Below are 14,039 nucleotides of genomic sequence, written 5' to 3' on the forward strand. Positions count from 1 at the left end.
CAGAGAGAACACCGTGCCGGAGGTAGCTGGCTGCATGAGTGATCTCGGAAAAATCGACCGCGAACTGTTCGATACCGTCATCTACCCGGAACTGGGCGCGGACCGAGAGGACGTGACGCTGGGGCCGACGCACGGTATCGACTTCGGCGTCATCGACGTTGGCGGCGACGCCCTCGTCACAGCCACCGATCCGCTGTCGGTGCTGCCCGATCTCGGTTTCGAGCGGGCCGGTCGGTTCGCGCTCGACGTGGTACTGGCAGACGTTGCTGTCTCCGGCGTCCCGCCGTCGCACCTCTCCGTGACGTTCACCCTCCCACCGGAGATGAGCGACGACGAACTGGCGGCGATGTGGCACGGCTTTGCCGGGCGGGCCGGGGAGGTCGGCGTGAGCGTCGTAACCGGCCACACCGCCCGCTACGCCGGTGTCGACTACTCCTGGGTCGGCGGCGCGACGGTTCTTGGCGTCGGGTCCCACGACGACATCGTTCGGCCGGACGGTGCACGACCGGGCGACAAACTGGTCGTCGGGACCGGCCCTGGCGCGGAAGTCACGGGCCTGTTCGCGCACCTCTTCCCGGAGCAGATCGGCCTGCCGCCTGACCGAATCGCCACCGCACAGGAGCGCCTGGCCGACACCGCCCTCGTCGAGGACGCCATGGCCGCCACGAAGGCCGGAAACGTGACAGCGATGCACGACGCGACGGAGGGCGGTATCACCGGTGCGTTCATCGAGATGGCCGACGGTGCGTCCGCTCGCTTCGACGTTGACAGCGAAGCGGTACCAGTCGCCGAGGGCGTCGACGCGCTCTGTGACGCGCTCGATATCGACCCCTGGCACGTCAGCAGTTGCGGGACGCTCCTGGCCGCCGTCGACCCCGCAGATGCCGACGATGTTGTCGATGCGCTCCGCGACCGCGGGACGCCGGCCGCCGTCGTCGGCGAAGTGACCGACGGTGAGGGGCTGTACGTCGATGGCGCCCGGCAGTCCCACCCCGGAGCGGACCCCTCGTGGGAGGCGTTCGCCAGCTTACAGGCGGCCGCACAAGAAGACTGAAACACAGGGGTGCGGCGCTGACGCGGCGACCGAGCCACTGTCTGTCCCGTCATCGCGCTGTTTGTCGGTTCCACCAGATTCTTTGGACGGAGCGGCGACTCCCGAACTAATGGCTGACCAGGTCACCGACGGGGCGGGTCTGTCTGTCGATTTCTCGCTGCCGGAGATCGGTGGCTTGGCCGTGGCGGCGCTGCTGCTTGTCGGATGCCTCGCCGGACCTACACTGCCCGGGATTTCCGCCGCAGTCCAGCGAGTGCTGGCGGTGTTTCTCATCGCGCTGGTCCTCTGGCTGACCGAGCCGGTTCCCTACGTCGTGTCCAGCGTGCTCAGCGTGACGCTGTTGTTCGCACTCGGCGTCGTCGATTCCTTCGCGGCGGCGGCCTCCGGCTACGCCTCGCGGCTCGTGTTCTTCCTGTTGCTGTTGCTACTGCTCAGTAACTGTATTTCCAGCGTCGGGCTGGACCGCCGCGTGGCCCAGCGACTGCTGGCGGGCGACCACACGCCGCGCCAGACCCACCGGTCGCTGGCAGCACACATCCTCCTGCTCGCCGTGCTCGTTCCCTCGGCAATGGCCCGCGCGGTGACCTTTATCCCCATCGTCAAGCGGCTGGTCGACGCTTACGGGCTAGCGGACGGCAGCGGCTTCGAACGCGGGGCCTTTCTGTTGCTCGGCCACGTCAACCCCATCGCGTCGATGGCGCTGATGACCGGCGGCGGGATGGCACTGGTCACCTCCGAGATCATCAACGCGACCGAGCAGTCGGTTACCTGGGTCGAGTGGGCCGTGCTGATGCTCCCCCCGACGGTCGTGCTGTACGGGTTGGCGAGTCTCAGCGCGGCGGCGTTCAGTGCCGTCGACGGCGAGACGACAATCGGCTCGGATGAGACGGTCCCGAGGGACGTCGAGTCCGTCGAAGCCGATACAGATACCCCGGGCGGCCTGACTCGCGAGCAGCGGGTCGTCGCTGGCGTGATGGGCGGAACAGTCATCGCCTGGATCGCGGGGTCGTTCGTGGGTGTCCCGACGGTGCTGCCGGCCGCAGTCGCCGTGTTCGTGCTGGCGCTGCCCGGGCTAGACATCATCGACACGGGGGACTTGCGGGAGGTGAGCTGGGGGATCATCTTTCTCATCGGGGCGATGCTCTCGATCTTGGACGTCATGGATTCGACCGGGACGCTGGCGTACATCGTCGACGGGCTCACGCGGGCGGTCCCGTTCGCCGCGCTCTCACACTGGCAGATGGTCGGCATCCTCCTCGCGCTGGCCGTCGGCATTCGGGTGCTGTTCTCGACCGGCTCTGCGGCTATCGTCGTCGCGTTGCCTATCGTCCTTGAGTTCGGGGACGCCTTCGGCGTGGCCCCTGTCCCACTCGCACTGTCGGTCCTGCTCGTGGTCGGGTCGACGACCGTGCTGCCGTTCAACACGACAGCGGTCCTCGTGTCGATGGACCGCGGCCCGCTCTCACACCGGGACGTTCTGACGTTCGGACTGGTGACGATGGGGTTATCGCTCGTGGTCGCCGCAGCGTCGTGGCTCGTGTATTGGCCGGTCGTGTCGGCCTGCTGTTGAGTCGGCCGGTAAACGGTGGATATATACAACCGAGCGGGTTCTGCTTCGACAGGTGAGCGAACGATTCTCCGCGTCGAGTTCACGACCGTCAGAACAGGGGTGATGGCGACGATCAGCGAGCGGATCCCCGAAGTCCGGAGTATCGAGCTCGACAACGCGTTCTACGTCGAAGACGGCGAGTGGATCGAGTCCTTGACCGTCGCGTCGAACAAGCCCTTTGACCCGGGGAGCATCATCGAGGGGATCTCCGGGGCGGAGTTGTTTTACACCCAGCCGGTGCCGTCGGCGTCGACCGATGTCGACGTCCAGCGGCTGACAATTCTCGCGAACGAGTCGTACCCGTTCATCCTCGGTTTGATCCTCCGACAGCGAGCGATTCCGAACCGCATCGTCCTGCACAAGGGCATCTTCGAATGCGTGATAACGACCCGCGACTGGGACCAGTTCCGGGCGCTGGCGGACGAGATTCAGGAGACGCTCGGGGAGTTCGAACTCCTGACGGTGAGCCAGAACGAGGACCCCGGGGAGCCACTCGACAGCGGCCGACTGGCAGAGGTCGTCGTCTCGAAGCTCTCCGACGACCAGCTGGCTATTCTGGAGACCGCGTACAATCGGGGCTATTTCAGCGCGCCACGAGAGGTGACCGAGACCGACCTCGCCGAAGAGCTGGGCATCGCACAGTCGACGGTCAACGAACGCCTTCGAACCGCGGAACGGAACCTGTTAGAGCTCATTTACGGCCCTCGATAGGGTCGATATGAGTACCTTACCGCGGGAAATAACGGAGCTAACGGCTTCTGTACCGGAAAACGGACCTGTCTGCGGGGTACTGTCCGATCAGTTCCCAGTACTCTGCGACCGGTTCCGTCTCGTACCCGCACTTAAAGTACAATATCTATCATCCACTATCGGGGGTAGTTCCATTCTATATACCCCGATAGAGGAGGAGGAATGCAGCGCAAAAATGATGAAGATTCGGTCACTGGCACCGGACGACAACTGACCCGCCGACAGTACATCGCGGCGACTGCCGCGACGCTCGGGACTGGGGCGGTCGCGGGATGCTCGGGCGGTAGCGGTGACGGCGGCGACGGTGGTAGCGGCGGACAGAACCTCACGCCTGACGCACCGGGTGACACGCCGACGACCGTCGAGACACAGTACTGGCGTGATTGGTCGTCTATCGATGCCGATTCGCCACCGCTTGACTACAGTGCGACCGCGGGTTCGGTGTTAGACCCACTCCCCCTCGAATATTCCAGCGAGGACGACCCGTGGATGCGAGAGCACGCGCTGATGGTCCAGCGCGGGCTCAGCGACCTCGGGATCGGCGCCACGCTCAACGACAGGCCGCTGAACCAGCTGTACGCCCAGAGCTGGAACACACCGGGGCTGGAGGCAGTCATCTCTATGAGTACCCACGGGCCGGACCCACAGCGCGGCCTCGACCCGAACCCACTCTTGATGCGCCGGACAGAGGGGAACCCGTCAAACTACGATAACTACTATCATCCGGAGCTTCAGGAGATTCTCAACGAACAGGCCCAAACCACGGACCGGGCGAAACGGGAGGAACTGGTCAACCAGGCACAGGAGATATTCGCGGAGGACGTTGGCGCGCTCATCACGCTGTTCCCGGATGTCATCACGGCCGTCAACACGCAGAACTGGACTGGCTACGTGAAGACGCCGGGCAACGGGCCGACGAAGGACTCGTTCGTCTGGAGCGAGGTCAACCTCCAGCCCGAGACGGACGACACCACCTACGTCAAGGGCGTCACCACGTCGATGAACTCCCTGAACCTTCCCTGGGCAGCAGGCGGTGCGGAGGCCAAGCGGCTGACGTACATTTACGACGGCCTGTTCGACGCCTCGCCGGACCTAGACGTCGTCCCGGCGCTGGCCACCGGCGGCGGCTTCGTCGACGACACGACGGTCGAACTCACGCTCCGGGAAGGCGTCGAGTGGCACGACGGCGAACCATTCACCGCCGAGGACGTGAAGTTCTCCGTCGAACTGTACAAGGCCCAGTCCGCGTCGAGCCAGACCCCGTTCTACGAGCCCATCGAGTCCGTCGAGATCCTGGGCGACCACGAGGTCCGGTTCAACCTCAAGAACCCCGACGCAGCGTTCATGACCCAGCGCGTGGTCCGCAGCGTCATCATCCCCAAGCACAAGTGGGAGAACGTCGATAATCCGTCGCAGCACAACCCCGAGAACCCGGTCGGCACGGGGCCGTTCGAGTACGAAAACTGGGAGCAGGGGACCCGATTCGAGGTGTCCCGCAACGACGGCCACTGGATGTTCGACGACGACTGGCGGGCCGACGTGCTCGGCGACCAGGCCACGACTGGCCCCGGTCTCGACGGCGTCATCTGGATCAACGTTGGCAACATCGACTCCATGATCGGGTCGCTCCAGGGCGGCGAAATCGACGCCGTCGGAACGACGCTCTCGAACAGCCAGGCCGAGCGGGCGGCCAGCACGAGCGGCATCGAGCAGATGTCGACCGGGAACTTCGCGCCGCTCGATACGAAGCTGATGTTCTCCTGTCCTCTCGTCCGGGACAAGGAGTTCCGCGTAGCGCTGGCGAAGGCCGTCGACGCCGAGGGGTTCGTCGAGGGCGTCCTCCAGGGTCGCGCCGAAGCACCGTCCGGCGAGAACCCGATTTCGAGCCTGACGCAGTGGCACAACAGCGAGACGACGGACTACGGCTACGACGTGGAGGAAGCCCGTTCGATCCTTGAATCCGCGGGCTACACGTGGGACGGCGACGACAACCTCAGGTTCCCGAACGGGGAGGCTTGGACCGCGTTCGTCGAGCGGATTCAGGACGGCAACCAGTTCAAGCGCCGCAGCGACCTCGACCAGCCGGACTTCTCGTAACGATGCAAGACACTACGCTCGGCCACAATGGGACGCCGGGAGTCACCGCGACCAGCCGCGCATCCGCCGATCCCCCCGGCGATGGGTGCGGTGACTCCCGGAGAGCAGAGCGGGCCCACGACACAGTGGAACCGGCACATAACCGACACCGCGGACAAAGGGGGGCGGTGCTATGAGTCAGTTCCAGCGGTTCCTAGCGAAGCGACTCGCCATTTCGCTCGTGCTCACGCTGGTAGCCGTCTCCGTCATCTTCGTCGTCCTCCGGCTCCTGCCGGGGAGTCCGTTCGAGGCGCTGGTCACCGCGGGGAACCTCAGCCCGTCGCAGGTCGAGGAAATCCGGGCGCTGTACGGGCTCGACCAGCCGATGTGGAAGCAGTACGTAAACTACATGACGAGCCTCCTCACCTTCCAGTTCGGGTACTCCATCCTGCGGAGCCAGCCCGTCTGGGACGTCCTTGAACCGCGGCTCATCAATACGCTCATCCTGCTGGTCCCGGCGCTCGTGACAACGGCGATACTCAGCTCCAGCCTCGGGATGTACGTCGGCTGGAACCGCGGGAGCAAGCTCGAAAAGCTCAGCATCATCACGACGACGTTCCTGCGCTCGACGCCGGTGTTCATCACGGGCATCTTCTTCATCATCGTGTTCGCCTACAACCTCGAACTGGTGCCCGCCTTCGGGATGCGGTCGGTGACCGCCTCCCCGGAGGGGTACATCGACACGTACCTCTCGCTGGATTTCGCCCACCACTACATCCTACCCTTTACTATCGCGGTGCTGTACTACAGCGGCGATTTCCTGCTGCTCGCCCGCAACGGCGTCGTCGAGAAGAAGGGGTCGGAGTTCCTCAAGCTCCACCGCGCCAAGGGCCTCACGGAGATGCAACAGCTCGCCCGCGCGGGCCGGAACTCGATGCTCCCCATCCTGACGTACTTCGCGCTTCGGCTGGGGATGATATTCCAGGGTCTAATTCTCCTTGAGGTCGTCTTCGGCTGGCCGGGCATCGGCCGCGAACTCGTCCTGGCGATCCAACAGCAGGACTACCCGCTCGTGCAGGCCGCCGTGTTCATCATGGCGCTTGCAGTCATCATCGCAAACCTCGCCGCTGACGTGCTGTACGCTTACTTCGACCCGACGGTCTCGACCAGCGGAGGTGGTGCCGCGTGAGCACCGAGAGCAAGTCCGCGGGGCAGATATACAAGCGGGTCGACGAGATTCGCGGGTTCGTCCGCGACCAGTTCGACTTCCTGCGCCAGGACCGGCTGGCGATGCTCGGCGTCATCGTCGTCGCCGGCTTCATCTTCCTCGGCCTGTTCGGCCCGATGCTCGCCCCGCACGACCCCATCGAGGAGGACATGCGCGGCGAGGACGGCTCGATACTGCGGCTCTCGGAGCCGTCAGGTGAGGCCGTACTGGGAACGACGGCCTTCGGTAAGGACGTACTGAGTCAGTTCCTCGCCGGTGCTCGGCCGACGTTCATCGTCGGGCTGTTCGGCGGCATTGGAACCGGGGCCATCGGGTTCCTCGTGGGGTTGGTCAGCGGCTACTACGGCGGCTGGGTCGACGAGATACTGATGCGCCTGACCGACCTGACGTTCTCGCTGCCGTTCATGCCGATGGCGCTCCTGCTGTTGACGTTTGTGACCCCGAGCGTGTGGCTGATGACGGCCATCATCGCCGGCTTCCTCTGGAAGATGCCGGCGCGGGTCGTCCGCTCGGAGGTGTTGTCGGTCCGGGAACGCACCTTCGTCAAGTCGGCCCGCGCGAGCGGCGCGAGCGATCTCCGGACGATGCTGTACCACGTCGGGCCGAACGTCCTGCCAATCGGCTTCCTGTACACGGCCTACGGCATCGCCTGGGCCATCGCGGCACAGGCGAGCCTCGCGTTCCTCGGCTTCGGCGACCCGACGATGACCAGCTGGGGCCGGATGCTCCGGCAGGTGTTCGAATCGGGGAACATGCGCGTCGCGTGGTGGTGGGTGGTCCCACCGGCACTCGGTATCGCCGCGATAACCACCTCGGTGTTCCTCATCGGCCGCGCCTACGAGGAAGTCATCAACCCCGAAATCCAAACTGACCAATGACGCTACTCAACGTCGAAGACCTCAAGGTAACGTACTCGACCGAAGGCGGTAAAGTCCACGCTGTCAACGACGTCTCTTTCAGCATCGACGAGGGAGTCAACTACGGCCTGGCCGGCGAGTCCGGCTCCGGGAAGTCAACCGCCGCGGAGGCCCTGCTCGGCCTCCTCCCGAGCAATGGTACCGTCGAACACGGGACCATCGAGTTCAACGGGAAGGACCTGACCTCGCTCTCGCAGGCGGAGCGCCGCGACGTGCTCTGGGAGGACATCGCCTATATCCCCCAGAGCGCGATGGACTCGCTGGACCCGGTGATGTCGACGGGTGCCCAGATCGTTCAGGCCATCCAGAAACACCGCAACGTCAGCGACGCGAAGGCCCGGGATCGCGTCAGAGAGCTGTTCGAAATCGTCGGGCTGGACCCGGACCGCATCGACGACTACCCCCACGAGTTCTCCGGCGGGATGCGACAGCGGGTCACCATCGCGATGGCGCTGGCCCTAGAGCCGGACCTCATCATCGCCGACGAACCGACCACCGGGCTGGACGTGATCGTCCAGGACAAGATCATCGACAAGATCCTGGAGATCCAGGAGCGCATGGACAGCTCGCTCCTGCTTATCACCCACGAGATCGGCGTCATCGCCGAGACCTGCGACGAGCTGTCGATCCTCTACGGCGGCAAGGTGATGGAGCAGGGCAGCGTCGACAACGTGCTCGTCAACCCCACGAACCCCTACACGATGGGGCTGAAGAACTCCTTCCCCGAAATCGACGACGGCGACGAGGACCCGGTCGCCATCCCGGGCTCGCCGCCGAACCTGAACGCGGAGCCAACCGCCTGCGTGTTCGAGGACCGGTGTCCGTTCGCGACCGAGGAGTGCAGCGAGTCACACCCCGATCTCGTGGACCTCCCGAACCGGAACCACCGGTCGGCCTGTCACAACGTGGAGAAAGCCGCACAGATGCGACGGGATGCGACGGACCCGGAGACGTGGGACATCCCGGACTCGGGCGCTGACGACTCGGACGCCGGGGAAGTCATCCTCGAAACGGACGGGCTGGAGAAGTACTACGAGCAGAGCCAGCCCCTCCTTGATAAGATCCGCGGCGAGGAGCCAAACTATGTCCGGGCCGTCGACGGCGTCTCGCTGTCCGTTCGCCGCTCGGAGATCCTCGGTATCGCCGGCGAGAGCGGGTGCGGGAAATCCACGCTCGGCGAGACTATCGCACTGTTGAAACAGCCGACCGGCGGCCAGATGACCTTCGATGGGCAGCCATACGAGTACTACCAGGACGGGAACCTCACGGAGTTCCGCCGGAAGGTCCAGATCATCTTCCAGGACCCGTTCGACTCCCTGAATCCGCGACAGACCGTCCGCAAGCTCGTCGGCGAACCCCTGACGATTCACGACTACCGGACTGACGAGTACGAGCGAGCGATCATCGAGACCCTCGAGAAGGTCGGGCTGACGCCCGCCGAGAAGTTCCTCGATCAGTACCCCCACGAGCTCTCCGGCGGGCAACGCCAGCGCGTCGCCGTGGCGAAGGCGCTGGTGCTCGATCCGGACTTCCTCATCTGTGACGAGCCCGCGTCGATGCTGGACGTGTCGCTGAAGGTCAACCTCCTCAATCTGCTCCGGGGGCTGGCCGACGCGGAGGACATCGGTATCGTGTACATCTCCCATGACCTTGCCAGCCTGATGCAGGTGGCGGACCGCCTTGCGATCATGTACCTGGGGCGGGTCATCGAAACGGGCGACGTGGACCGCATCGCCGGCCAGCCCAAGCACCCCTACACGACCTCACTGCTCGCCGCGGCCCCGGAGAAGGACCCGACGATGGACCGGACGCGAGTGCTGCTCGAAGGCGAGCCGCCGGACCCGGTCGATCTCCCCTCGGGCTGTGCGTTCGCCCCCCGCTGCCCCAAGGCCGAGGAGGCCTGCTGGGACGCCGAACCGGGTCTCGACGAGGCGGGCGACGACGACCACCGTGCGGCGTGTTACTACCCGGACGGCGAGACTGGATCGGTCACCGAGCGCCAGGCGGACGCCTCTGGTGTGAACAGCGGGGGCACGCTCCCGAAGAACGGCGACTCGGTGAGCGACTGAGCCCACAGACCATGGCAAACGTGATGGTACTGGTCGGACCGGCGGGCCTGTCGCCGAGCAGGGGGACGAGCACGGCACTCGGCGCGCTCGTACTCGTCGCACTGATCGGCCTCTCGGCGTTTTTCTCCTCGTCGGAGATCGCCATGTTCTCGCTGGCTCGCCACCGCGTCGACGCGCTCGCCGAGGACGGGGCTCCCGGAGCGGAGACGATGCAGTCGCTGCTTGCGGACCCCCACCGCCTGCTCGTGACGATACTCGTTGGAAACAACCTCGTCAACATCGCGATGTCGTCGATCGCGACGGGCCTGCTCGCGATGTACCTCTCGCAGGGGCAGTCCGTGCTGGCGGCGACGTTCGGCATCACCGCAGTCGTCCTGCTGTTCGGCGAGAGCGTGCCCAAGTCCTACGCCATCGAGAACACCGAGCGCTGGGCGCTCACGGTGGCGCGCCCGCTCAGGTTCTCGGAGTACGGCCTGTACCCGCTGGTGGTCACCTTCGACAAGCTGACGCGGCTCGTCAATCGCATCGGCGGCGCTGACGCGGCCATCGACACCTCCTACGTCACCCGCGATGAGATCCTGGAGATGATCCAGACGGGCGCGAGCGAGGGCGTTATCGAGGCCGACGAGCGCGAGATGCTCCAGCGCATCTTCCGGTTCGACGACACCATCGCCAAGGAGGTGATGACGCCGCGACTGGACGTGACCGCTGTAGAGCGAGACGCGAGCCCCGAAGCGGCCATCGCCACCTGCGTCGAGGCCGGTCACACGCGGCTCCCAGTGTACGACGGCGACCTCGACAACGTCGTCGGCATCGTCGAACTGTCCGACCTCGTCCGCGATTGCAACCCGGCTCAGGGCGGCCCCGCAAACGAGACAGCCGAAACGAACGGGAGGGATCCCGAGACAATCGGCCCGCACGTCTCCGAGACGCTCCAGGTTCCCGAGACGAAAAACGTCGATGACCTGCTGACCGAGATGCGTGCCGAGCGCAGGGAGATGGTCGTCGTCATCGACGAGTTCGGGACGACTGAGGGGATCGTCACGACCGAGGACATCGTCGAGGAGATCGTCGGTGAAATCCTCGAAGAGCAGGAAGAGGCCCCGATAACGCACCTCGACGACCGGACGGTCCGGGTCGACGGTGCAGTCACCCTTGAAGTTGTCAACGAGACGCTGGACGTGACGTTTCCGGAAGGGGAGGAGTACGAGACCATTGCCGGCTTCCTGTTCAACCGCGCCGGGCGGCTGGTCGAGCACGGCGAGTCGTTCACCCACGAAGGCACGGAACTGGTCGTCGACGGGGTTGAAAACACCCGAATTACCAGCGTCACGATACGGGAGCCCGGTCCGGATAACCCGACGGGCAGTGACGCCGCGGCAACCAGCTAACCCCGACTGCGTACGCTGTCGGCAGCCGTCCCAGACCCGATAACTGGTGTCCCGAGGTCTGCTGCCAGAACACGGTCAGCCAGCACGGCACACATACTAGTATATATACTTGTAAGTAGTATTATAAATAGATGTGACAGCTCGTCGTGACTGACGTGGCAGGGGCCACGCCGGCCAGGCTGATGTCACGGAGTATCACCATGTTCCAAGAAGCCATAACGTATCCGCGGGACAGCGACAGCGCAGTGAAAACCATCGCCATCGGGGGCGCGTTGCTGTTCCTGAGTTTCCTCGTCGTCCCGACGTTCTTCGTTCTCGGCTACCTCGTCCGGACGCTCCGGGCGGTACTGAACGGCGAAGCCGAGCCGCCAGTGTTCGACGACTGGGGTGCCCTCGGCATGGACGGCCTGAAGGTGTTCGCTATCGGGTTCGCCTACTCGCTCGTCCCGGCGGCTATCGCCCTCGCCGCAGTGTTCGCAAGCGGTGCGACGCTGGGCCTCGGTAACGGCGGATCGGGAAGCGGACTGGCCGTCGGCCTCATCGCCCTCGTCGCCGCGCTCGCTGTGACGGTGATTTCGCTCGCCATCGCCTACGTGCTCCCGGCCGCAATCGTCGCGTACGCCCGCAGTGACAGCGTTGCCGCAGCGTTCGCGCCGGACGAACTCCGCCGGTTCGCGTTCAGCCGGACCTACGCGACTGGCTGGCTGGTCGCGTTCGGTATCAGCCTGGTCGCCGGCGTCCTCATCGGCGTCCTGAACGCCGTCGTCATCGGCGCGGTGCTGGCCCCCTTCGTGACGTTCTACGCGAACGTGGCGGGGACCTACGCTGTCGGAACTGCCGTACGGGAGATGCCCGCCATCGACGCGGGCGACGAGACGCCGGATGCCCAGCCTGTGGCCTGAAAGGGTCACGCAACGGTTCTCGGTGCCTGCTTTTAATTCCCGTCCGTCGTTCCGCTCCGGGAGTGCAGATTTATGTTACTGCTTTCGCAAGACAGAGTCGTCACTGGTTTGAGTAGACTATCGGAGCCTGCCCCTGATCCCCACAGTGACGGAGTCCCCATGTTAGAAGACGCAATTCGGTACCCCTGGAACGGTGAGCGGAAGGTCGAAACGTTACTTATCGGCGGCGTGTTGAGCTTGCTGGGCGTGTTTTTCATCCCGGTGTTGTTTGTGTTCGGCTATCTCGTCCGCGTCATCCGGGCAGTAAACGACGGCGACACCGAGGTGCCGCCGGTGTTTGAGGAGTGGGGCGACCTGCTGGTCGAGGGACTGGTCGTGTTCCTGATTACGCTGGTGTACTCGCTCGTCCCGCTGGTGGTTATCGGCCTCGCAATCGCTTCGTTCATTCTGCCCGCATCCGTGGTCACGACGGCGGCCGGTGAGCCGGCGACGGGTATCGCCGTCGGCGGACTCCTGCTTGCACTCGTCGTTGTCGTCGTCACTGTCGTAGTCTCGCTCGGTGTCGCATATCTCCTCCCCGCAGCCGTGGCCGCGTACGCAGTGACCGGAGGTATCGGGGCAGCGTTTTCGCCCGGCACGCTGCGCGCGATTGGCGGGTCACAGACGTACGCCGTCGCGTGGCTGGTCGCCGTCGCCATCGCTATCGGCGCACAGGTGGTCGGGGGCTTCGCCTCCGCCACGGTAATCGGCGCAGTCCTGGTCCCGCTCATCTCCTTTTACGGCAACGTCGCCGGCGCGTACGCAATCGGGACCGCTGTCAGAGAGGTGCCGGCCGTCGGAACCGTATCCGAGACGCGCGCTGAACGCTCAGTCGCGTGACCGGCCCGGTACCAGTCTCCCCGTGGCAGCGCGTCGAATGGCAGAACACTTGTGTCCCTGAAGCGGACGATTCAGTATGCAAATACAGAGTCAGGAGACCACCGCGGAAGGGGCGGAACGCATCGAGGTGGTCCCCGAGACGCTGGACGACCTCTGGCACCTCTCGTACGTCATTGAGCCGGGGGACCTCGTCTCCGGCGACACGACGCGGCGCATCCAGCGCAACGACGACAACCTCCGGGACAAGGGTGGCGAGCGCGAGCCGATGTGGATACAGATCGAGGTCACCGACGTGGAGTTCGCGAAATTCGCCAACCGCCTCCGGGTCGGCGGCGAAATCGTTGACTGTTCGCGCGAGGACCAGCTCGGTTTCCACCACACGCTCAACGTCGAGGAACACACCGAACTCACCGTCGAGAAACACCTCAAGCCCGACCAGGCCGACCGCCTGGAGGAAGCCGTCGAAGCGACGGAGAACCCCGACGTGGCAATCGCGACCGTCGAGGAGGGTGAGGCCCACGTCCACACCGTCGCACAGTACGGCACCGAGGAGCGGGCGACCATCACGTCGACGACTGGCAAGGGGGAGTACGCCCGCCCCCGGAAGGAACTGTTCGACGAACTGGCGTCAGTCCTCAAACGCCAGGACGTAGACGCCTACATCCTCGCTGGCCCCGGTTTCACCAAACAGGACGCACTGGACCACTTCCAGGACGAGATTCCCGAGATCGCCGAGCAGATCACGGTCGTGGACACGTCTGCTGTCGGCGACCGAGGCGTCCACGAAGTGCTCAAACGCGGCGCTGTCGAGGACGTGCAACAGCAGACCCGCATCGCCGAGGAGGCGGATTACATCGACGAACTGATGGAGCGCATCGGGTCGGGCGCGGAGGTTGCCTACGGTCCGGAGGAAGTCGCAAAAGCGGCCGACTACGGCGCTATCGAAACGCTGCTTGTCCTCGATGAGCGACTCCGACTGGAGCGGGCCGGCGAGGGCGACTGGGACATCGATGTCGACCAGATCATCGAGACGACAGAGCAGAAGGGCGGCGACGTGACCGTCTTCTCCGCGGAGTTCGCGCCCGGACAGCAACTCTCGAATCTCGGCGGTATCGCGGCGCTACTGCGGTACCGACTCGACTGAAGTCGTGGACCCGTATTGTG

The 14,039-nt window shown here is 64.9% G+C and carries 11 protein-coding genes; all 11 read left to right on the forward strand.

What is annotated here, in order from left to right; genetic code table 11:
* The first annotated feature begins 34 nt into the window (after positions 1-34).
* The 11 genes from ACOZ4H_RS10015 (at position 35) to ACOZ4H_RS10065 (ending at position 14,019) form a co-directional block, all read left to right on the forward strand.
* Positions 35-1,054: an AIR synthase family protein gene (locus tag ACOZ4H_RS10015; protein ID WP_424329143.1), complete on the forward strand. Its 1,020-nt coding sequence runs from the start codon at positions 35-37 to the stop codon at positions 1,052-1,054.
* Between the two features lie 109 nt (positions 1,055-1,163).
* On the forward strand, positions 1,164-2,624 hold the full coding sequence (locus ACOZ4H_RS10020) for an SLC13 family permease (RefSeq protein WP_424329144.1): 1,461 nt from the start codon (positions 1,164-1,166) through the stop codon (positions 2,622-2,624).
* Between the two features lie 102 nt (positions 2,625-2,726).
* Positions 2,727-3,374 carry a helix-turn-helix domain-containing protein gene (locus ACOZ4H_RS10025; protein ID WP_424330359.1) on the forward strand — a complete coding sequence of 216 codons (648 nt, stop codon included), beginning with the start codon at positions 2,727-2,729 and terminating at the stop codon, positions 3,372-3,374.
* Positions 3,375-3,641: 267 nt separating this feature from the next.
* Positions 3,642-5,510 (forward strand): ABC transporter substrate-binding protein, encoded by a 1,869-nt coding sequence (locus ACOZ4H_RS10030; RefSeq protein WP_424330360.1) that lies wholly within the window; start codon positions 3,642-3,644, stop codon positions 5,508-5,510.
* A gap of 172 nt (positions 5,511-5,682) precedes the next feature.
* Positions 5,683-6,678, forward strand: a complete 996-nt coding sequence (locus tag ACOZ4H_RS10035; RefSeq protein ID WP_424329145.1) for an ABC transporter permease — start codon at positions 5,683-5,685, stop codon at positions 6,676-6,678.
* A gap of 26 nt (positions 6,679-6,704) precedes the next feature.
* The gene (locus ACOZ4H_RS10040; protein ID WP_424330361.1) at positions 6,705-7,595 is read left to right on the forward strand and encodes an ABC transporter permease; all 891 of its coding nucleotides are present in this window, start codon (positions 6,705-6,707) and stop codon (positions 7,593-7,595) included.
* Positions 7,592-9,703 carry a dipeptide ABC transporter ATP-binding protein gene (locus tag ACOZ4H_RS10045; protein ID WP_424329146.1) on the forward strand — a complete coding sequence of 704 codons (2,112 nt, stop codon included), beginning with the start codon at positions 7,592-7,594 and terminating at the stop codon, positions 9,701-9,703. The genes ACOZ4H_RS10040 and ACOZ4H_RS10045 overlap by 4 nt, the downstream gene beginning before the upstream one ends.
* 11 nt (positions 9,704-9,714) lie before the next feature.
* Positions 9,715-11,094, forward strand: a complete 1,380-nt coding sequence (locus tag ACOZ4H_RS10050) for a hemolysin family protein (RefSeq protein WP_424329147.1) — start codon at positions 9,715-9,717, stop codon at positions 11,092-11,094.
* Between the two features lie 200 nt (positions 11,095-11,294).
* On the forward strand, positions 11,295-11,996 hold the full coding sequence (locus ACOZ4H_RS10055) for a DUF4013 domain-containing protein (RefSeq protein ID WP_424329148.1): 702 nt from the start codon (positions 11,295-11,297) through the stop codon (positions 11,994-11,996).
* 159 nt (positions 11,997-12,155) lie between these two features.
* Positions 12,156-12,875 carry a DUF4013 domain-containing protein gene (locus tag ACOZ4H_RS10060; protein WP_424329149.1) on the forward strand — a complete coding sequence of 240 codons (720 nt, stop codon included), beginning with the start codon at positions 12,156-12,158 and terminating at the stop codon, positions 12,873-12,875.
* 76 nt (positions 12,876-12,951) lie between these two features.
* The gene (locus ACOZ4H_RS10065) at positions 12,952-14,019 is read left to right on the forward strand and encodes an mRNA surveillance protein pelota (RefSeq protein ID WP_424329150.1); all 1,068 of its coding nucleotides are present in this window, start codon (positions 12,952-12,954) and stop codon (positions 14,017-14,019) included.
* Positions 14,020-14,039 lie beyond the last annotated feature (20 nt).

The organism is Haloarcula amylolytica, assembly GCF_049705545.1.
Lineage (GTDB): Archaea > Halobacteriota > Halobacteria > Halobacteriales > Haloarculaceae > Haloarcula > Haloarcula amylolytica_B.